Annotated in this window: 27 protein-coding genes and 1 tRNA gene; 4 read left to right on the plus strand and 24 right to left on the minus strand. The window is 57.4% G+C overall.

Going from position 1 to position 16,485, the window contains the following annotated elements; all coding sequences use genetic code 11:
- Positions 1 to 36: 36 nt before the first annotated feature.
- Positions 37 to 708 (minus strand): Bax inhibitor-1/YccA family protein, encoded by a 672-nt coding sequence (locus tag C5F70_RS06080; protein WP_017848008.1) that lies wholly within the window; start codon positions 706 to 708, stop codon positions 37 to 39.
- Between the two features lie 152 nt (positions 709 to 860).
- Between C5F70_RS06080 and C5F70_RS06085 the strand changes: the two genes are divergently transcribed.
- Positions 861 to 951: transfer RNA gene (locus tag C5F70_RS06085), tRNA-Ser, on the plus strand.
- A gap of 127 nt (positions 952 to 1,078) precedes the next feature.
- Here C5F70_RS06085 and C5F70_RS06090 read toward each other — a convergent pair.
- The 5 genes from C5F70_RS06090 to C5F70_RS06110 are packed head-to-tail and all read right to left on the minus strand — an operon-like array spanning position 1,079 to position 4,018.
- The gene (locus C5F70_RS06090) at positions 1,079 to 2,143 is read right to left on the minus strand and encodes a tyrosine-type recombinase/integrase (RefSeq protein WP_104902892.1); all 1,065 of its coding nucleotides are present in this window, start codon (positions 2,141 to 2,143) and stop codon (positions 1,079 to 1,081) included.
- Positions 2,144 to 2,147: 4 nt separating this feature from the next.
- Complete coding sequence (locus C5F70_RS06095; protein ID WP_058425430.1) at positions 2,148 to 2,384, minus strand: DUF4224 domain-containing protein; 237 nt, start codon at positions 2,382 to 2,384, stop codon at positions 2,148 to 2,150.
- A gap of 36 nt (positions 2,385 to 2,420) precedes the next feature.
- Entirely contained in the window at positions 2,421 to 2,885 is a 465-nt protein-coding gene (locus C5F70_RS06100; RefSeq protein WP_104902893.1) for a hypothetical protein, read from the minus strand.
- Positions 2,886 to 2,934: 49 nt separating this feature from the next.
- The gene (locus C5F70_RS06105) at positions 2,935 to 3,699 is read right to left on the minus strand and encodes a hypothetical protein (protein ID WP_104902894.1); all 765 of its coding nucleotides are present in this window, start codon (positions 3,697 to 3,699) and stop codon (positions 2,935 to 2,937) included.
- A 49-nt stretch (positions 3,700 to 3,748) separates the two neighbouring features.
- On the minus strand, positions 3,749 to 4,018 hold the full coding sequence (locus tag C5F70_RS06110) for a hypothetical protein (RefSeq protein ID WP_104904532.1): 270 nt from the start codon (positions 4,016 to 4,018) through the stop codon (positions 3,749 to 3,751).
- A gap of 515 nt (positions 4,019 to 4,533) precedes the next feature.
- On the opposite strand from C5F70_RS06110, the gene C5F70_RS06115 reads away from it, so the two are divergent.
- Positions 4,534 to 4,746 carry a hypothetical protein gene (locus C5F70_RS06115; RefSeq protein WP_017848206.1) on the plus strand — a complete coding sequence of 71 codons (213 nt, stop codon included), beginning with the start codon at positions 4,534 to 4,536 and terminating at the stop codon, positions 4,744 to 4,746.
- On the opposite strand, the gene C5F70_RS06120 is transcribed toward C5F70_RS06115, so the two are convergent.
- Positions 4,732 to 5,424, minus strand: a complete 693-nt coding sequence (locus tag C5F70_RS06120; protein WP_104902895.1) for a hypothetical protein — start codon at positions 5,422 to 5,424, stop codon at positions 4,732 to 4,734. The genes C5F70_RS06115 and C5F70_RS06120 overlap by 15 nt on opposite strands.
- Positions 5,425 to 5,470: 46 nt before the next feature.
- On the opposite strand from C5F70_RS06120, the gene C5F70_RS06125 reads away from it, so the two are divergent.
- Entirely contained in the window at positions 5,471 to 6,124 is a 654-nt protein-coding gene (locus C5F70_RS06125; RefSeq protein WP_104902896.1) for a hypothetical protein, read from the plus strand.
- A 41-nt stretch (positions 6,125 to 6,165) separates the two neighbouring features.
- Here C5F70_RS06125 and C5F70_RS06130 read toward each other — a convergent pair whose 3' ends face one another.
- The 13 genes from C5F70_RS06130 to C5F70_RS06190 all read right to left on the minus strand — a co-directional run bounded on the left by C5F70_RS06130 (position 6,166) and on the right by C5F70_RS06190 (position 12,758).
- Positions 6,166 to 6,951 carry a DNA cytosine methyltransferase gene (locus tag C5F70_RS06130; RefSeq protein ID WP_256588425.1) on the minus strand — a complete coding sequence of 262 codons (786 nt, stop codon included), beginning with the start codon at positions 6,949 to 6,951 and terminating at the stop codon, positions 6,166 to 6,168.
- Between the two features lie 206 nt (positions 6,952 to 7,157).
- Positions 7,158 to 7,580: a hypothetical protein gene (locus C5F70_RS06135; RefSeq protein WP_104902897.1), complete on the minus strand. Its 423-nt coding sequence runs from the start codon at positions 7,578 to 7,580 to the stop codon at positions 7,158 to 7,160.
- A 57-nt stretch (positions 7,581 to 7,637) separates the two neighbouring features.
- The gene (locus tag C5F70_RS06140; protein ID WP_104902898.1) at positions 7,638 to 7,949 is read right to left on the minus strand and encodes a hypothetical protein; all 312 of its coding nucleotides are present in this window, start codon (positions 7,947 to 7,949) and stop codon (positions 7,638 to 7,640) included.
- A 69-nt stretch (positions 7,950 to 8,018) separates the two neighbouring features.
- The gene (locus C5F70_RS06145) at positions 8,019 to 8,489 is read right to left on the minus strand and encodes a hypothetical protein (RefSeq protein ID WP_104902899.1); all 471 of its coding nucleotides are present in this window, start codon (positions 8,487 to 8,489) and stop codon (positions 8,019 to 8,021) included.
- Positions 8,486 to 8,728: a hypothetical protein gene (locus tag C5F70_RS06150; RefSeq protein ID WP_046382944.1), complete on the minus strand. Its 243-nt coding sequence runs from the start codon at positions 8,726 to 8,728 to the stop codon at positions 8,486 to 8,488. Before C5F70_RS06150 ends, C5F70_RS06145 begins: the two co-directional genes overlap by 4 nt.
- A 2-nt stretch (positions 8,729 to 8,730) precedes the next feature.
- Positions 8,731 to 9,393, minus strand: coding sequence for a lambda exonuclease family protein (locus C5F70_RS06155; protein WP_104902900.1), 663 nt, complete (start codon positions 9,391 to 9,393; stop codon positions 8,731 to 8,733).
- On the minus strand, positions 9,393 to 10,382 hold the full coding sequence (locus tag C5F70_RS06160) for a RecT family recombinase (protein ID WP_104902901.1): 990 nt from the start codon (positions 10,380 to 10,382) through the stop codon (positions 9,393 to 9,395). The genes C5F70_RS06155 and C5F70_RS06160 overlap by 1 nt, the downstream gene beginning before the upstream one ends.
- Positions 10,383 to 10,435: 53 nt before the next feature.
- A complete protein-coding gene (locus C5F70_RS06165) occupies positions 10,436 to 11,584 on the minus strand; it encodes a hypothetical protein (protein ID WP_256588364.1) in 1,149 nt (382 codons plus the stop codon).
- 57 nt (positions 11,585 to 11,641) lie between these two features.
- The gene (locus C5F70_RS06170; RefSeq protein WP_046382947.1) at positions 11,642 to 11,869 is read right to left on the minus strand and encodes a hypothetical protein; all 228 of its coding nucleotides are present in this window, start codon (positions 11,867 to 11,869) and stop codon (positions 11,642 to 11,644) included.
- Entirely contained in the window at positions 11,866 to 12,096 is a 231-nt protein-coding gene (locus tag C5F70_RS06175; protein WP_104902902.1) for a hypothetical protein, read from the minus strand. Before C5F70_RS06175 ends, C5F70_RS06170 begins: the two co-directional genes overlap by 4 nt.
- Positions 12,074 to 12,340 carry a hypothetical protein gene (locus C5F70_RS06180; RefSeq protein WP_104902903.1) on the minus strand — a complete coding sequence of 89 codons (267 nt, stop codon included), beginning with the start codon at positions 12,338 to 12,340 and terminating at the stop codon, positions 12,074 to 12,076. Before C5F70_RS06180 ends, C5F70_RS06175 begins: the two co-directional genes overlap by 23 nt.
- A gap of 19 nt (positions 12,341 to 12,359) precedes the next feature.
- On the minus strand, positions 12,360 to 12,545 hold the full coding sequence (locus tag C5F70_RS06185) for a DUF551 domain-containing protein (protein ID WP_079444362.1): 186 nt from the start codon (positions 12,543 to 12,545) through the stop codon (positions 12,360 to 12,362).
- A gap of 21 nt (positions 12,546 to 12,566) precedes the next feature.
- Positions 12,567 to 12,758, minus strand: a complete 192-nt coding sequence (locus C5F70_RS06190; protein ID WP_082107739.1) for a hypothetical protein — start codon at positions 12,756 to 12,758, stop codon at positions 12,567 to 12,569.
- Between the two features lie 222 nt (positions 12,759 to 12,980).
- Here C5F70_RS06190 and C5F70_RS06195 point away from each other — a divergent pair, with 222 nt between their 5' ends.
- Positions 12,981 to 13,499: a DUF1993 family protein gene (locus tag C5F70_RS06195; RefSeq protein WP_104902904.1), complete on the plus strand. Its 519-nt coding sequence runs from the start codon at positions 12,981 to 12,983 to the stop codon at positions 13,497 to 13,499.
- Between the two features lie 619 nt (positions 13,500 to 14,118).
- Here the strand turns inward: C5F70_RS06195 and C5F70_RS06200 are convergent.
- The 4 genes from C5F70_RS06200 to C5F70_RS30495 form a co-directional block, all read right to left on the minus strand.
- Positions 14,119 to 14,370 (minus strand): DUF1654 domain-containing protein, encoded by a 252-nt coding sequence (locus C5F70_RS06200; RefSeq protein ID WP_104902905.1) that lies wholly within the window; start codon positions 14,368 to 14,370, stop codon positions 14,119 to 14,121.
- A 165-nt stretch (positions 14,371 to 14,535) separates the two neighbouring features.
- Positions 14,536 to 15,117, minus strand: coding sequence for a superinfection immunity protein (locus C5F70_RS30870; protein WP_218276642.1), 582 nt, complete (start codon positions 15,115 to 15,117; stop codon positions 14,536 to 14,538).
- A 121-nt stretch (positions 15,118 to 15,238) separates the two neighbouring features.
- Positions 15,239 to 16,012 (minus strand): DUF1828 domain-containing protein, encoded by a 774-nt coding sequence (locus C5F70_RS06215; protein WP_177410547.1) that lies wholly within the window; start codon positions 16,010 to 16,012, stop codon positions 15,239 to 15,241.
- A complete protein-coding gene (locus C5F70_RS30495; protein WP_158683838.1) occupies positions 15,993 to 16,481 on the minus strand; it encodes a hypothetical protein in 489 nt (162 codons plus the stop codon). Before C5F70_RS30495 ends, C5F70_RS06215 begins: the two co-directional genes overlap by 20 nt.
- Between the last annotated feature and the right edge of the window lie 4 nt (positions 16,482 to 16,485).

Raw genomic sequence — 16,485 nt, forward strand, 5'->3', positions numbered from 1 at the left:
TCTTGCGATACGGGGCATTTTTTATACTGCTGGCAATCAGTCGTCGCGGCTCATGATGCCGAAGATCTGCAACAGGCTGATGAACAGGTTGTAGATCGACACATACAGGCTGATGGTCGCCATGATGTAGTTGCGCTCACCGCCGTGGATGATGGCGCTGGTCTGGAACAGGATGCACACGGAGGAGAACAGCACAAAACCTGCGCTGATCGCCAACTGCAGACCGCTGATCTGGAAGAACATGCCAGCGACCACTGCCCCCAGCAACACGAAGAAGCCGGCGGTGATGAAGCCACCCAGGAAACTCATGTCCTTGCGGGTGATCAGCACATACGCCGACAAACCACCAAACACCAGGGCTGTCATGGCAAACGCCGAGCTGACCACTTCCGCGCCGCCGGCCATGCCGAGGTAACGGTTAAGGATCGGGCCGAGGATAAAGCCCATGAAACCGGTCAAGGCAAACGCCGACACCAGGCCCCAGGCCGAGTCACGCAGCTTGTTGGTCAGGAAGAACAGACCGTAGAAGCCGATCAACACGACAAAGACATTCGGGTAGCCGACGCGCATCTGCTGCGCCATGAACGCCATCACGCCGCTGAATGCGAGGGTAAGGGCGAGCAAGCCATAGGTGTTGCGCAAGACGCGGCTGACTTCAAGCTGCTCAGCCTGCGCGTTACCATTCACTGCGTAATTCTGTTCGCGCATGGCGACACTCCTTCGGTTTTGAAACGTTCAGTCGCAAAGATCATAACAGACGCTCTGTAACAAGCGATGGCGAGAGTTTGACAGTGTGTTTCATTCGGGTATTATGGCGCCCGCTGAGACAGGATGGGCTGCTATAATCCTGTGATGCAAAAGGGAAATTGGCAGAGTGGTTGAATGCACCGGTCTTGAAAACCGGCGAACGTTAATAGCGTTCCCAGGGTTCGAATCCCTGGTTTCCCGCCAAGATTTACACGAAAGCCCCGCGAAAGCGGGGCTTTTGCGTTTCTGGCGTTCAGGAATGCTGATAGTGAAACATCTGATCGTTTCCGCATCATTTCAGGCGGTTTCCGCAACTCAGCCAGATTTGAGATCAGCGAGTCGGCTTCACGATCTCGCCAACGCGTCTGTAGACCGTCTCCGTGATGCGCTTATCCGTGTGCCCCAGGAGGCGGCTGGCATCACCCAGGTCGAGGATCTCGCTGGCGGCTTTCGGTCGGATATCGCGGAATTGGAACTGACGAATGCTCGCAGCAAGAATCCCGTCTCCTTTCTCGCGGGCTGTCGCTATCGCCCGGTCCCTGGCGTCGTCAAAGCGCAATCGCAGCATCGGCTTGGTCACCTGTCGCCCATCCTCCGTGACAATCAGGTACGGGCTCCGCACGCCGCGGGAACGCCTCTGCTCTATCAACCGCTCCACTAGTGTGCCTAAGTCATTCAAAACTCCGGCGGCAGTCAGGCGGATTCGTAGCTTTTTGGAAGTTTTGCCCTGGGCAACCTGCAGGAACTCGTTAACCGCGTCTGTTTCCCGCATCGAAAGCACGTCCGCGGGGCGCTGGCCAGTCAAATAAGCCAGGTCCATGGCGTCGCGCAACTCCGAGGTCGCGACCGCATACACGGCGCTCCAGATTTCCTCGGTTGCATAAAAGTCCCGCGGTACTTCCTTGTTCTTCCGCACGCCGGCGGCCGGGTTGCTATCGGTGATCCCCCACTCGCGTGCGATGTTATAGATGTGCGAAAGCAGGGAGATCTCGCGGTTGGCTCGTACCTTGGCGCTCCGCCCGTCCCGATATTGGGCTATGACCTGCGGCGTCACCGCGTCAATGGGCGCATCGCTGAAGGCTTTGCGCAATTGCTTCAAGCTCAGCAGGTTATCGCTCTGCGTCTTCGGCGCTTTGCCGGGGATGATCTCTCGCTCGTAGCGGTCGAATACCTGGCCCAGCAGAGCGTTCTTCTTTGGCACTGGCTTGCAATCGAGCTTTGCCCATTCAGCCTTGGCGATATCCAAATCACCCCCGAGCGGTATTTCCACCCGCTTCCCGTCTTCATTCCTCCCGTCGTAGTAGTACCCAACCCACTCTTTACCGCCTTTCAACGTGCGCACACGCCGAATCATTCGCGGCGGCAGATCCCTGTTTGCCGCCTTTTTTGCTCGCATCTCTTCATCCTACCCGTGACAAATCCAGCGACCAGGCCTCGGCCGCGACGTTTTCTGCTGATGGTTTCACGCCTGCCAGTTTCATGCGGGCGTAGACCCGGCCGACTACCGGGCGCCTTGCCCGGGTCAGTACGTACTTCCAGCCATTCCGGTTGAGCCACGCGATCTGGCCGGACGGGATCATGTAGCCTGTGATCGCTGCCAGCTCTTCCTCGGCAAGGGTTTCGCTTTGCATTTCCATGGGGTGTCCTTGCCGCGCTGGGCGGCAGAAGGTGGGTTAGCGGGTGGCTTTGGCGATTACCGCTTCGGCGTGGGCAAGGGCTGCGTGGTACTTGTCGAGCCTGGCGGCGCCGAGTTTCGTCAGGCCGACCAAGTTGGATAGGCTTTCGAGCAGCTCTTCCTGCATTGCGCGCTCCTCCCTGCCGATATCCCAGAAGCGCTGGCCCCAGTGATCTGCCGGTGGCGGGTTGGTGTTTTGGGCTCCCATGGCCAGGGCTCCGACAATCGAGTCGCACAGATCGCGCTTGTAGGCGTTGTCGCCGTCGATGCTCAGGCCACGCCGGCGGAGCGTGCTGACTACTTCGTCGTCGACCAGGCCCTGATCCTTCAAGACGACTTCTTCTTCTGGCTTGCCGGGGGTGTAGATGACCAGGGCGATTTTCGCGCCAGGCCAAAGGGTTTCGCTGATTTTGACCAGCGCGTCGTTTGCTACTCGGTGGAAACGCTCAAGAATTGCAGACATAGGGATACCTCGCCCGCCGCTCACCGGCAGGCATGTAGGGGGATTGGGGTTAGGGTGTGCCGGCGAGGTCGGCCTCTGCCATCTCGCAGAAGAATGAGCAGGACGGGATTTTCTCGTTACGACGCACCGGGCCTTCGCCCAGTTCGCGGAGGGAAAACCGCACGTTGGTGGTGCGATTGCGAAACAGGTATGAACCCTCGCCGAGGTCGTCCTGCACCTGACACAGCGCTTCAAACTGATCCGGGAAGTCTTGGCGGATCGCCCGGAAATACCCCTCGCCACCCTTCACGCAGCCGATGCAGTTCGCGTTGTCGTAGCCCAGCCGGTACATAAGCGGCAGCTCTATTCCTGCGCGCAGAACCATTGCCTTGCAGTCCTCTTTCCCTAACCCTGCATCAATCAACGGTGCAACGACCGGCCGATCTGGGTTTCGGTCACGAAAGTCCTCAAGGCGGTCAACCTCTTCGGCGGTGTAACCGAACACCATCACGTCTCCCGGCTGCTTCCAGGTGTCGAGCAGGCGCCGTTTCAACAACTTGGTGCAGGGCGCGCCGTTTCGCCCCTTCATGAACCGCTCGCGGTGAAATACCTGGAGGATGTCGGCGCCGTACTTGTCGTCTCGGAGCACCGTAATGGGCCGCCCGAACCATGCTTCGCAGTCTTGGGCAAATCGGCGGTTGTCGTCGTGCTCATTGGCCAGGTAGGCGTTGATTATTTGCACATCGTGGGTTGTGCCAAATTCGGCCAGAGCCAGCTTAGTGGCCACCGCTGAAGCCGCACCGCAACTAAACTGGCAAACGATTCTGTTATTCATGGCATCGGCCCCTTGTAGATGAAGGCGTAGGCGAACCAGAGGGTGGCGATCATGGCGTCACCTCGCGGCGCGCCCACCAGCAGACCGGGCCGTCGTCGGTGTCATGGATGGCCAAGCAGAACCAGCCTTGACCATCAGGGCGCTCAGGCTCCCAGTAGCTGCAATCAGGGTCGTGGGATTCGAAGTAGCGGGTGGCAATCGCTTCATCTGCATATTCAAGGCTCACCATCTGAACTTTCAGACCCTGCTCAGCGATCCAGGCCTTGCACTTATCGCCATCACCCTCTTCAAAGTCCGGCATGTCGGGGTGTTGGAACATTCCGTTTTCGTCCCGCCGCACCAGTCGGTGATTTATCAGGCCGATTCGATCCAAGCGCTCAATCTCTGCCAGGAGCAGGGCTGCTGCCTTGACCATGTCGCGACGCCGATCAGCGCTTGGCTTGCACGTCTCCTGCTTCCAGGGCCATGCCGTACTGCGCGTGGTCGGCTTTCCCGCAAGACTTGCGTAGGTCGCGCCGGCTTCGGCGAGCTCGCCATTCACGTAAAGATCGTCGCGGTACAGCGAATAGCCTTCGGCTGAAACTTGGCGCTGACGTTCGGCGACCACGTCTCGCGCCGCGCGATTGAGGCGGATTGCAATTTCTTTAGGCATGACTTCGTCCTTGCCGCTATAGCGGCTGACTTTGAAGGGGGAGGGGGATTGAAAACTATTAAGGGCAGCGGTGCGCCGATCCAAATGGTTCAGTAAATTGAATTAACGCTGTCAGCCTAGGTCATCTGCAGGACGGGAATAAAACACGGAGTTTCCGGAGAGACCCGTCGCAAGGCTATTGCATGAGCCATATTGATGATTTCCGGTTTGATTCTCAAAAGCTGCTTGTTGAGCTTGACGCTACGACAACTAAGATGATGGTCTTGGTCGCTTCAAAAAAGGTGACCGGTCCAGAATGGGAAGATGCGGTGAAAGACCAAAAATCCGCTTTTGATGACTGGATTTCGTTCCTCAACTCCCCCGAACTCTCCATTGACAGATCAGACCTGATCTAACTTCTTGTCCCTCGTTACTAGATCATGGGCATTCACAACCGCCATGCCGGCCTGCTGTTCCTGGCGCAGCGCCTGCTGCACTGCCTCCACAACCCGACGCAGGTACGTGAACTTGTGGTTTTCTTCGACAGCCTTGCCGTCGAGCGGGTAGTGCCATTCCTCACCGAACAGCTCGGTCAACAATCTGCTCTGGTGCCAGCATTCGTTAGGGCTCTCGATAGTGCGCAATGAGTCGATGTCGTGCCAAAGCTCGCGCGCCTCATCCTTGCTCAGTTCGCCCAGCTCCCAGTCATGTCGCCCGGTCTGTTGCCGGCGGCGCTGGACGATGCACTTCTTGGCCAGGGTGTGCAGCGCGTCTCCGCTGAACACGGTTGAGCTGATTCCACGATCCAGGCAATTCAGGACATAGTCCCAACCGCAGTTAGTGACGAACTCGGCAACGGTGCGCGGGCCCATGCCTCCCCAGTAAGCGTTCCAACTGTTGTCCCAGCAGTTGATGGTGATCTTGCCCTGGGCGGTCTGGTAGTTCGGATCGGATTCGGTCGGGCAGTCGCGCCGGCCGAAGTCCTCGAGGAACACGGTGATCGGGTCTAGCCGTGGCGCGCCGGTGATCACCAGCTTCGTTACAGTCGAGCGCTCAACCTTCAGCGGCTCGGCCGGTTTGTTTTCTGTGGGCATGGGGGTACCTCGCCGGTATATTGGTTGTCTTTTTGGGAGGAAAAGAATGTCTTTTTGTTTGGCGCTGACAGATGTTGACTGGTCGTTGACCAAAGACGCGTTCTCTATCCTTGGTACGATCGCGAGCGCCTTAGGTGTTGGACTAGCTTTTTATGTTGGTATCGAAGGACTGGCAACATGGAAGAGACAGCTCAGAGGGACTACTCATCATGAGCTGGCGCGTAAGGCCTTAATTGAGCTCTACAAGTACAGAGAGTCAGTTGAGCGCGCCCGCTCGCCAGCGATGATGGGTTCTGAGCTGGAGCTAAAGCCTGAAGAGGAAGCAGATCTGACTTTTCGCGAAAAAAGCTACTTACGCAAATGCAGCGGCTACCAAAAAAGGTTCGACGCGATGTTCGCTGCGCGCGCCCCTATTCATGCGACTCTGCTTGAAAGTGAAGCGCTCTGGGGGAAGGAGTTGGGCGAGCTCTTCAAGCCGTTATTTAGTATGCAGCATGATTTCTTGCTATATGTTGAATATTGGCTAATGGCGTCGGATCCCCGGGAAGATGAGGATTATCGCAGAACTTATTGGGACGTTATAAAGGACAAGCCTAAGATCATCTTCGACAAGTTGGGCGATGATGGTGATGAGTTTCGGCAGAACTTCAATCGCTGCGTTGCAGGTATTGAGCAATATTTAAAGCCTAAACTCGCATAACCTTTATGGCCGTCCACTTCGGCGCAACAGGCGTGGGGGCATCAAGCTGCTGATTTGAGCACTTCTATGATTCGTTGTCCGGCCAGCGGCGGCACCGCGTTGCCAGTCATGTGCATGGTCAGCTTGTGGTTGTCCGGGCGAAGAGTGTCTTTGGGAAAAGACTGAGCAGCCATGGCCTCGTCAGCGCTGATCATCCGCATCATGTCGCCGTCGACTACGGCCCAGCGGTCCAGCGTGGTGATGGTGCCGATCGGGCGGTCAAGACTTCGACCGGTGAGGCCAGAGCCTGACCCGTAGTAGGGCATCACGAAACGATCACCGAAACGCTCGCGACCATTCTTCACGCGGGTAAGTGTCGATGCGGCGCGGCCTGGCTTGTTGATCGGCGACCATTTGCCGGCGTCGAAGTCGATAATCTCGCGGGCCGGCACATGCTGGTAGCGGGGCAATTGCAAGTGCAGCGGGGCCTTGCTGCGCGAGCAGACCATGAATAAGCGCACGCGGTGCTGAGGCACGCCGAGATCTGCGCAGTCCACGATGTGTGGCGCCAGTGCGTAACCCAGTCGCTGCATCGCGTCAGCCCACGCCGGGTACAGAATCCAGTCCATGAATTCCGGCACGTTCTCGATCACTGCGAATTCCGGCCGGTTGACCTCGGCGTTCTGTACCGGTGCCCAGGCTGTCGATCGCGAGTTGTCGTGCTGAGGGTTTCCTGCAGCCTTGCCGCGAGCCTTCGTGTGGCCTTGGCAGCACGGCGAGGCGAGCATGACATCGTGCTTCGGCACGTCCGCCCAGTTCGCCTGATGCAGATCCTGACAGGCGTGGATGGTCTCCGGGTTGTTTCGTGTGTGTCACTCGACCGCCTCAGGCCAATGGTTTGCAGCCCAGAGAACATTGAGCCCGGCATCCTTGCCGCCGCGCGTCCATCCACCGAAACCAGAAAATAAGTCAATTGCTGTGAGCATGCGGGACCCTCGCCGGCTGGCGTGATTCGTTGATATGGGGTATTACGGGTGACCGGAAGGGCGTTGGCTCAGGCGGCTACGGCGTCTTCGAACTTGATCAGCAGGCTGCGGGTGTCGTTGGTGCAGCCGTCTTCTTTGACGCAGTACACGGCCGGGGTGTGCTCATAGATTCGCGTGATCACGCCTTGCTTTACCCTTGTGCCAATAGGAAGTGGTGGCTCTGGCTTGAACTCTTCAGCCCATGCCTTCACTGCCATATCCTCGGCGCGATCTACGAGATAGTCGACCTCGTCCAGCGCCTCCATATCATCCCGCGTGGTGTCCCATGACGCATACTTGTCGAGTTCCTTTGCTAGTTCAAAGCCGTCCATGTGGCGGCGGTAGTGCTGGGCAATAGTTTCGGCGTCTCCGTTGATCTTCTCGGCTACAACGGTACAGGCCGCGAGGATCATTGCTTTGTCAGCCTTAGGGCGCGGTGGAATGGTACTCATGGATTATCTCCAGTCAGGCGCCGCCCTCCGGGTTCCGGATGCAGCGAGTAGGGTGGGTTATGCTTCTTCGGCGTCGAGCCGTGATGCTTGGCGTTGGCCAATGGCGTAGAGTTCTTCCGCCACGTTTTCGTTAACTTCGATTTTGTGGCGCGAACGAAGCGCCTCTCTTGCTCCGTCCGGGCCAAGCGAGTGAACGTAGCGCAGAGATCCGGCCATCACGGACGCCTGCTCGGTGTCCTCAGTCCAGGCCATTAGATCGGCAAGCATCTGCTTTTCGCCCTGACGCACACGGTGCCGTAATTCTTCCTCGCCGCGCTCCTTGCGTTTCGCCGCGCTCTTTGCTGACCGCGTTTGTTGATCCATGGCCATGGCCTACCTCTTCTATTCCGCTGGCCGGCAGTGCGAGCCAGGTTTGACGTTTGCGTTGCTGGATGCGGGCTATGCGGCGCATGAATCGACCTTCACCTGGTGCCAGGCGCCGACGGCTTCGAATATCCGCGCTGCGTGCGCCTCGTCCAGAGATATCGCTTCCGGGATGGCAATCCAGCCCGAAGCCACCATCTGGCTTTGATTGGCCTCGTCGCGCAGCTTCTTGTAGCAATGCTCGATCATGTCTTCCAGGTGGTCCGAGAGGTAAACGCCATCGGGCGCTACCTCCACCGACTTGCTGTACCGGTCGCCGCGGGCGTCGATGCAAAGCGCGCTGAGGTAGATCGTCCACCGGTGGGGAATGCCGCAGACGGCCTGGCCAATCTTCCCGGGCGCGATGTTCTTGAGCGACTTGTAATTGATCATGCCCTGGCGACCGCTGGGGCCGATGTTCACCACGGCGACGTGATTGGAGGCCAGCAGTGAGCGGCACGACCGGGCGATGCGCGCCTGGAGGTTGTGTGCCTTGCGCTTGCTCATAATGCCTCCGCGAGTTTGCGCAGAGCATTACGCTCGGCCCTTGAAATAGGGGGCTTGCGGCGCTTCAGGATGGTTTCGGGGTCAATCTTTTCCGAACGCTTGGCGGGGTCTGGATTAATCACCGGGCTTTTACCGATGGTGTATTTCCCACCTGCTGCCAGGTGTTGCTGGACCTGAAAGGAAAGCTCCAGGGCTTTCGCACGCCGAAATTCGATGTCTGATTTTAGGTTGCTGATCATTATCAGGCTCCTAAGCGATGGGCCTGCGCCCGAGCTTTGTCCGCTACCTCATCAACCATGCGATTCAGTTCCAAGTTGAACTGGACCAGCTCTTTGTGCAGGTTGGCGATGTAGTCCTCATCGCGGTAAATCGTCTCGATATAGAGCTGACACTCTTCATCTTGGCGAGAATCAAAGGACAGGAAGTCCCACCATTTTCGGCCCGTAACGAACATGCAGCCTTGGACCTGCGGCATGTGTTCCTCGGGCATGCCTTCGAGCCAAGTTCTGACGTGTATCGCTTCGTTGAAGGGGCACTTCGATTCGGTGCCCCCGTCATCGCTGATAAGGCCGTCTGGCGAACATCCAAGCCAGTCGTACTTTGGGTGGACGATGAACTCTGACGGTATGACGATGTTGCCCGTCAGCATCTCGTAGGCGTCTTGTGCCTTTTGCTCTTCGGTGTGGCCCCACTTTAAAGAGGCGCTGCTGACGTTGTGCTTGGACTTCTTTGCCAGCCGCTCGAAGCACAGCTCACGCATGTATGACGTGCGTGCGCCCATAGGCTCGCGCTTACCATTTTTGTCAGGCTTCCCCCAGGCCATCACGTCTTTAAAGCGGCTGGCTGTCACGCGCCCAGATCGGTCCGCACGCCACTTTTCTGTGCCCTGAAGCTCCGCTCTCACTACGCAGCCTCCTCTGAATGGGACTGGTCACCGCTGGGGCCCGTTATGTCGGTAAAGTCGGCATCGACGGTAGCCGCCAAGCTTTTTAGGGCTTCGTGGCATTCCAGGCCGATCGCTGCGCGCTGCTTCGGCTTGAGACCTGCCCAGGCGGCCGCGTAGGCGTCGATGTCCTGCTGCCTTGCAACGACCAGGAGGTCTGCGAATACGCCGTCTATTTCAGGCGATGGGGATTTGGGGCCAAACGAAACGCCAGCGGCGGCAGCGCTGTTTGCGGCTTGTTTTGTTGGAGTGATATCAATCTCGCCGCCGTATGAATCCTCGAATTCATCGGGCGTATAAACGCCAAGGATCACGTCAGGACAGAAGAGGCGTGCCCACTTCTTGGTCACCAAGTAGGCGATCTGTTGTTTGGGGTCTTCCGCCCAAAGCGTAGAGTTGCGCGTGCGGACCTGGGTCAGCAGAAGCTCCAGAGTGCGTGGCTCGTCTTCGCCCCGAAAGGTCGCCCAAACCTTGATGCCGAGCCCTTTTTCATCGTCAAAGCTCCAGGCGGGAACGCGATATTTTTTAAACTCGCCAGTGTCCTCATCCTTCTTGGTCTTACTGGTAACTTCGCGCATCTTCCCGATGACGTTTTCCCAAGCGCCGAACCATTCAAAGTTCAATCGACCTTTGACTGGCGCCTTGGCGGTGATCACTGCGTTAACAAGCTGCGCCTCGTAGCTCAATGCGCCGCCGTTGACGATGAACGTTTTCTGCGCCACAGCGAAGGGGTTCATTTGCCACTGCATTGCTTGAAGCACCACCGCCATGCAGTCGGCTTGGTTCCCCTTAAGGTGTTTCGGGACGGTTGTCACTCCCTTCGACATCATCAGCGCGAGGTCGCTCATCGACCGCATGGTGCCTGGGTCGAGGATGAGCGCGGCCGCGTTGTGCGATGGATCGTGATAAGTGGCGAGGCCGGTTTGTGCTTGGGTGTCTGTATCGGTCATTGCGCTCTCCGTGGCCGACGTGGAGTGGGTCGGCCGGCAGATGGAAAGGATGGTTAGAAGCGGGTGGCCCGCAGCCAATCGCGAGCAGTGTCGATAGTCACGTCGAAGCCGAGCGCTACAACCTCGACAATGTCGTCAGCCGGGGGAGTGGTCGGGTCCACGTCGATGGATTCAACGGAGACGGCGACTACGGCAACAGGGGCGGTTTCAGCCGGAGTGGCAGTGACAGCGGCCACTGGCGCAGGCGCGGTAGCCTGGGCGCGCAGGCGGGCAAGTTCTTCCTGGTCTCGCTGATACTGGGCTTCGCGCTCGCGCTGCTGGCGTTGTTGCTCTTCCTGCTGTTCACGCTGCTGGCGTTGCTGTGCCTCCATATCGCGGCGCTGCTGGTCCAGTTCGTCCTGCTGCTGCTTCAACCGCTTGCGGTCTTCCTCAGCTCGCTGCTTACGTAGCTCCTCGGCTTCGGCGTCGGCGATGCGTTGTTTCTCGCGCAATTCATCTAGTTCTTTCTGCTGGGCCAGCAACTTAGCAGCAGCTTCTTCTCGCTCAGCGGCAGACTTGAACAGCGCTTCCAGTTGCTCAATGGCGTTGTCGCGAGCGATGGTGCCTTCGGCTTCAAATTCGCCATATTCTTCGGGCAGGATCACCGACTCTTTGACACCCTGCAAAATGCTGGAGACGTCTGCGGCGCTGCGGCTTGCATAGGCGGCGGCGACAGAACTGAAACGAGTAATTTTTGCCCGGATGGCTTCGACACGCTCAGCCTCGACACGCTCGCGCTCTGCCTTGGCATCAGCTATACGCTTTTCTTCGGCCTTGATCGCTTCATCGACAGGCTCTTCAATTGTCAGCACACGAGTCCTGAGTGTTTCACCGAATTCCTTGACTTGATTGACGCGAGCCTGAGCTTCTTTGACCTTCTGCTGATATGGCACCAATGCGGTTTTGGTGGTCTTATCCAGGGCGTAGCGCACATCGCGGATATCGACGCGAACTTCCTTCGCATTCGCCAAGCCCTCACTCGTCGAGCAGTCAACGACCAGCTTCGCGTAGGTGGTCTCCAGGCGAACGATCTGTTCTTCGTGCGGCCGATACTCGGCGATGTCGGTGACCGCTACCGTAGGGGATAGGTTTTTTTGCGCGCCTTCAGCTTCGTTCATTTCGAGCGGTTCTTGTGCGTGTGCTTGTTTGGTATTTTTGGACATGACTATCCCTCGCCGCGCCTGGCGCAGCATTGAAAGTAGTGGGGTTGGGTTGTGCCGTCAGGCGGCAGAAACGAGCGATGCGTTGTAGTCGGCGTAAATCTTGTCGATGAGTGCCCGGAAGTGCCGGTGTTCGTTTTCGTCGATAACCCGCAGCATGAAAGCGAGGGTGACGCATGATGTGGCCGCCGCACTGGCGTTTGGCTTGCCAAGTTCGAGAATCATGTTTTCGATCTCTCCCTCGATCCAGTTCACGGCGTTTAGGTGGTCCCGCTGAGTAGCGTTCATTGATCGCCTCCTGCCGGCAGACAGATCGCCTCCATCTGCGCCATCGCCAGCCCAATGCGCAGCTTGAGGCTGGCGCGCTCTTTGAGTCGGTGCTCCTCGCGTCCTGCCAAGTCCTCTGCTGTGTACTCATGGAACAGGTCAGCGTGCTGCTGCTTCCCAAAGTTCGGCAAGTCCCAGCGCCTGTCGGATTCCCGGGCCTGAGCGCTATCCGCGTAACTGGTCGGCATGTAGGCACTCCAGGCGCCGAGCGAGGGCGCAGGCTTCGTTGTGGTTGCGGCGGAACCCGATGACCTTGCCGGTACGGCTGTCCACCACATGGAAGAAGTCGCGGCCTGCAGGCTTCACCATCATCCGGAAGGTGACCGCCGGCTCAGGTCGCCCAATCAGCCGGTAGAACTCGGCAGTGGCGATACGGGAGCGCTGATGCAGGCCGTCGACGATGTCGCGGCGCGATTGGATGCTGTGGTGCATGGTCGCCTCCAGGATGGCGTTATTCAGTGGGAAGAGGTGGGAGCGGCATCCAGTGACTTGGATCGCCGTACCAGAAGCACCATCCGAGAGTTTTGTCGTACAGCCACTCAGTGACCTGCATCTGCCCGTACTCGAACAGGCACAGGTAATCGCGCTTCTCGCCTTCTGGCGGTAGCCGGTCGCTGCACTTGATCCAATTGCTCATGGAGACCTCCAGTATTTGGGGTTAGGCGGTGGCTGGCAGGGCTTCACGAAAGCGCGACGGGCTCCAGTCGCAAGCCTCATCAGCAGGGATGTGGCCGAACATCAGCGTGCAGCGGCGGCAATGCACGCAGTCGCCGCAGGTCTTGCCCTCGGGCAGATTCATTTGGTCAGCGTTGTCTGCCGACCGTGGATATGGCTTTCTTTGCTCGCTCATGAATGACTCCGTGGACTTGGTTCACCTGTATTCGTCAACACTCATGCCTCCCGCTGGTTGCCGATGGGCGCGGGGGAGGAGTGCTGACGTAATAGAGGCGGGGGAAGGGCGGCTGCGGGAGTGTTGGCAGAAGAAGGTCAACAGTCTGCTAGGATTCAAGCCGCTGTTCGGGAGAAAGGCTGATCCTTTTGCCCGCTATGAATGACTACTTAGGGAAAAGATATGTCGGTGTACTCAGTTACCATCCCCTGTTTTGCGCAAATGCTGCGAGCGTTATCGGCTCTTTTGTCTAAGGGCGAGGCCGCCGCTTTGGAGCGCGGTTATGACCCGCAAATTCTGCTTGGCGCTCGACTAGCACCTGATATGCACGATCTGGCCCGGCAAATTCAGTACGCTTGCACTCAAGCCCAGGAGGCGGTGCAGCGACTTACACAGCGGCCGGTTGGCTCGCTCACTCCTCCGGAAAACTTGGCGGCAGCGAAGGAGCTAATCGAACGCACTTTGGCTGTTCTTGATTCAGCGGACCGCGCTCAAATAGAGGAAGGGGCTGAGCGTCAAATCGCTATTGAGTTACCAAATGGCATGGCCTTCGATATGACCGGCAGCGAATACGCTGTGAACTGGGCTACTCCACAGTTCTACTTTCACCTGGTTACGGCTTACAACATCTTGCGCCATAACGGTGTACCTCTCGGGAAAGCCGATTATGTACAGCACATGTTTGCTTACCTGCGTCAGTAACCTCGCTGTTTGAAGCCCGGTAAAACACCCAGGCCCGCTACTGGCGACGGCCTGGGTTCGTTGCGTCAGCGGTGTGGCCCGTTGCCCGCTGCTGATTGCAGGGCTGGCCGGGGTGGGCGGCGAGCTTCCTCCTCACGGCGTCAAACAGCATCTGTTCGCCGTGGATCACAGGTCCTTACAACATGCACGCTACAGCTCTGAATGCCCGATTGATTGGGGCAGGGTGCATGAGGTCCGGCGTTCCCAGCCGAGGCTATCGGGATCGCTAATTCAAATCTTTTGGAGCTGGCCGTGACCCGCTACTGGCGTCGGTCACCGGCTTGAATCAAATGTTCGTCCAGCCGCGGGCCTTTCGGCTTGTTCTCCCGCTGGATAACTGTTCTTGGCGCTTTACGCTGCACGCCCGGGTCAGTTGCCAACCCTCTGAACCGTTTAGGCCGGTTCATCGCTGCCTTTGAATCTGGGCCGGTGGTGATCCGGCAAGGGGTGTCGCTAAAGAGCGGCGCAGCTTTCGCTGCTGGCTTGAGATGAAATATAAGTCAGCTTATTTGATGCGTCAATAAGTGTGCTTATATATTTTTCTGCAGGCGATAAAAAGCCCGCTCAGTGGCGGGCTCATTTACACGTCGCAGTACTCGCGCCAGCCGATCCTGACTGCGCCACCTTCCAAGTGCTCAATCCGGACACCGGCGGTTTCACTGATCTCATCAAGCAGTCGTTTCCAGTCCTCAGGGCTTTCGTGATCCAGCCTCGCCACCGTCACCGCCTGCACCTTTTGAACGCCTGGCGCGGCAATCAGCGCTTGCAGGCGCCGACCTGTGGCTTCGTAGGAAGAGGTCATTTGCGAGGTAGAAAAAGCAGGGCGAGACATGTGGCATTCCTTACCATAACTGTATGTATATACAGTATTTGTGCCGCCGCATAATGGCAAGGAGGAATTGAAATGCCATTTCGGGACGTGTAAATAATTCGCGCAGGTGCTTTGCAAGGGGCATGAAAAAGCCCGCTCTGGGCGGGCTCTGGCGACCTTGAGGTGTCAGTCTGTAATGGGGGCGTACTTGCCGCTGACCGAGTCCCTGTAGACGATCTCACTAAATAGGCGCGGACCATCTCGCAGGGCGGCCAGTGCCCGTTTCGCTTCATCCTTGGTCTCGTAGGGGCCGGCACCTACAGCAAGGCCGATCATCGACACAACAGGGAGTCCTGCCATCGCTATGGCGTCCATGGTGCGTTCCTGTTCTTCCTTGTCGTGGCAGGCGGTAAACGCTACCCAGCCTTGCTTCAGGCGGGGCGACTTAACAGGCTCAACATCGGCACCGCAGTGCTTGCACTTGATGGCAGCATTCTTGATTGTCTCGGCGCAGTAAGGGCAGGCGCGATCATCTGATAGGGGCGGAGCAGGGGTGCTTTTTTCTGCTGACTTCTCCGTGTTTGCCGACGATGCCCACACTAAGGCGACCACCCAGCCCAGAAACGTCCAGCCTAGGAACAGATTCACCAGAAAGATGGAGGTTCCATTGACGTGCTTGCGGTAGGAGGCAATAAACGTTGGAAAAAAATAGATGACGAAGCTGATCGCCAAGAGCAGGAATGCAGCTGCTGGGTTTCCATTATCCATATCAAAAACCTAATCCATTGAGCAGATCAGGCACTTTACCATTCGTGGCGTACAGCCACCATTGGTGGAGCAGGGAAGGGCAGATACAAGAAGCCCGGCCCGGCGCGGGGCCGGGCTGGCGTCAGTGAACAGCGGAACTATAATGCGCCTGGAAATCGCTGAACAATATCGTTGGGGAGAGTCCGCCGAGAACATTGATTTCATCCTCGGCTTTTTGTTTTTTATCCCGGTCATCAACGATGAACAATACGTCAACTGGCTCTTCGGATTTATTGATGATCACGGCCTTCCTAAGCCGAGCATTGATTGACTGTTGCACCGGAGCGACAGCATCAACATATGTGTCTCCCCACAAGAAATCGAAGGTGACGTCAATCTTACCGACCCGGAGAGCTGCATTCCTAAGCAGCTTCCGTTCCGGGTCTTTAGCCCGAAGCAGCATCTCAACCTCTTCAGTCAATGAGAAGTCGGCATCTCCCTCGGAGAACCTGTCTTCCTCCCAGGTAGCGATTGCCGCCATAAGCCGGAGAATCTTCGCTCCCCAAATATCGAGATCGCCCTCAGGGAAAACGCTTTCAAAAGCTCCCGCACTGGTCAGCACAAAACCGTGACGGACGCCGAGATTCTCAAGGCCTTTCCAGTTTCTCTTGTCGCCAAGAGCGTATCCAAGCGAGCGAAGCGCGAAGATCGTTATCCCGTCATCGGTAAACTCGATATGGTTTCCGCGCTTGATCAAGTAGAAATCGAGGGGTTTGCCTCCTGGCAATGTTATAGGCGTGCTGATGTAAGTAGCTGGACCGCTACCTACATTAACGGTTTGGCAATGCCACCCCGATTTTGAGAAGAAATCTCCGCATCCAATGCTGCACATACCCTCACCCAAATAGATCGTCATCGAAAGGAGTCGATATTGAACGACCACTGTTGCTCATGATTCTAGCGTGTCGCACAAATCGCTCAACCCACCTTCGTTCGGTGGCGCCACTGATCGACGATCGGACCTTTTTCGTCACCTGAGCCAAGCGCTCATCACCAAGATGAAGATGAGGTCCGAACATGTCCATTCCTTTTTCTCTATGGGATCGCTCATGCTCTGGCCAGACCTCAAGCATGAAGACGCGGCGCTTTTCCTTGCCCTCCCGGTACATGAGCCCATAACTAACGCGCTCGCCCATTCTTCCAGGCTGGAATTCGCCTTTGAAGTACAGATGCGGAATGGTTACGCGACGATCATCCAGCAGCATGCTGGTAGCTTCAAGCCATCCGCTGTGAGAGGGTTTTTCTGACCACTCCACATCTTCAGATAGAAACTTTATCCGGCGGCACCACTGGCGACATTCGTCTAGCCAGGTGTCTTTGTGCATTGCT

It is taken from the genome of Pseudomonas sp. LH1G9 (genome assembly GCF_002949975.1).
Lineage (GTDB): Bacteria > Pseudomonadota > Gammaproteobacteria > Pseudomonadales > Pseudomonadaceae > Aquipseudomonas > Aquipseudomonas veronii.

What these genes read in the sequence shown, in the direction of transcription:
- C5F70_RS06080 (WP_017848008.1), bottom strand. Translation starts at nt 708, where the DNA reads ATGCGCGAACAGAATTACGCAGTGAATGGTAACGCGCAGGCTGAGCAG.
- C5F70_RS06090 (WP_104902892.1), bottom strand. Translation starts at nt 2,143, where the DNA reads ATGCGAGCAAAAAAGGCGGCAAACAGGGATCTGCCGCCGCGAATGATT.
- C5F70_RS06095 (WP_058425430.1), bottom strand. Translation starts at nt 2,384, where the DNA reads ATGGAAATGCAAAGCGAAACCCTTGCCGAGGAAGAGCTGGCAGCGATC.
- C5F70_RS06100 (WP_104902893.1), bottom strand. Translation starts at nt 2,885, where the DNA reads ATGTCTGCAATTCTTGAGCGTTTCCACCGAGTAGCAAACGACGCGCTG.
- C5F70_RS06105 (WP_104902894.1), bottom strand. Translation starts at nt 3,699, where the DNA reads ATGAATAACAGAATCGTTTGCCAGTTTAGTTGCGGTGCGGCTTCAGCG.
- C5F70_RS06110 (WP_104904532.1), bottom strand. Translation starts at nt 4,018, where the DNA reads ATGTTCCAACACCCCGACATGCCGGACTTTGAAGAGGGTGATGGCGAT.
- C5F70_RS06115 (WP_017848206.1), top strand. Translation starts at nt 4,534, where the DNA reads ATGAGCCATATTGATGATTTCCGGTTTGATTCTCAAAAGCTGCTTGTT.
- C5F70_RS06120 (WP_104902895.1), bottom strand. Translation starts at nt 5,424, where the DNA reads ATGCCCACAGAAAACAAACCGGCCGAGCCGCTGAAGGTTGAGCGCTCG.
- C5F70_RS06125 (WP_104902896.1), top strand. Translation starts at nt 5,471, where the DNA reads ATGTCTTTTTGTTTGGCGCTGACAGATGTTGACTGGTCGTTGACCAAA.
- C5F70_RS06135 (WP_104902897.1), bottom strand. Translation starts at nt 7,580, where the DNA reads ATGAGTACCATTCCACCGCGCCCTAAGGCTGACAAAGCAATGATCCTC.
- C5F70_RS06140 (WP_104902898.1), bottom strand. Translation starts at nt 7,949, where the DNA reads ATGGCCATGGATCAACAAACGCGGTCAGCAAAGAGCGCGGCGAAACGC.
- C5F70_RS06145 (WP_104902899.1), bottom strand. Translation starts at nt 8,489, where the DNA reads ATGAGCAAGCGCAAGGCACACAACCTCCAGGCGCGCATCGCCCGGTCG.
- C5F70_RS06150 (WP_046382944.1), bottom strand. Translation starts at nt 8,728, where the DNA reads ATGATCAGCAACCTAAAATCAGACATCGAATTTCGGCGTGCGAAAGCC.
- C5F70_RS06160 (WP_104902901.1), bottom strand. Translation starts at nt 10,382, where the DNA reads ATGACCGATACAGACACCCAAGCACAAACCGGCCTCGCCACTTATCAC.
- C5F70_RS06165 (WP_256588364.1), bottom strand. Translation starts at nt 11,584, where the DNA reads ATGTCCAAAAATACCAAACAAGCACACGCACAAGAACCGCTCGAAATG.
- C5F70_RS06170 (WP_046382947.1), bottom strand. Translation starts at nt 11,869, where the DNA reads ATGAACGCTACTCAGCGGGACCACCTAAACGCCGTGAACTGGATCGAG.
- C5F70_RS06175 (WP_104902902.1), bottom strand. Translation starts at nt 12,096, where the DNA reads ATGCCGACCAGTTACGCGGATAGCGCTCAGGCCCGGGAATCCGACAGG.
- C5F70_RS06180 (WP_104902903.1), bottom strand. Translation starts at nt 12,340, where the DNA reads ATGCACCACAGCATCCAATCGCGCCGCGACATCGTCGACGGCCTGCAT.
- C5F70_RS06185 (WP_079444362.1), bottom strand. Translation starts at nt 12,545, where the DNA reads ATGAGCAATTGGATCAAGTGCAGCGACCGGCTACCGCCAGAAGGCGAG.
- C5F70_RS06190 (WP_082107739.1), bottom strand. Translation starts at nt 12,758, where the DNA reads ATGAGCGAGCAAAGAAAGCCATATCCACGGTCGGCAGACAACGCTGAC.
- C5F70_RS06195 (WP_104902904.1), top strand. Translation starts at nt 12,981, where the DNA reads ATGTCGGTGTACTCAGTTACCATCCCCTGTTTTGCGCAAATGCTGCGA.
- C5F70_RS06200 (WP_104902905.1), bottom strand. Translation starts at nt 14,370, where the DNA reads ATGTCTCGCCCTGCTTTTTCTACCTCGCAAATGACCTCTTCCTACGAA.
- C5F70_RS30870 (WP_218276642.1), bottom strand. Translation starts at nt 15,117, where the DNA reads ATGGATAATGGAAACCCAGCAGCTGCATTCCTGCTCTTGGCGATCAGC.
- C5F70_RS06215 (WP_177410547.1), bottom strand. Translation starts at nt 16,012, where the DNA reads ATGACGATCTATTTGGGTGAGGGTATGTGCAGCATTGGATGCGGAGAT.
- C5F70_RS30495 (WP_158683838.1), bottom strand. Translation starts at nt 16,481, where the DNA reads ATGCACAAAGACACCTGGCTAGACGAATGTCGCCAGTGGTGCCGCCGG.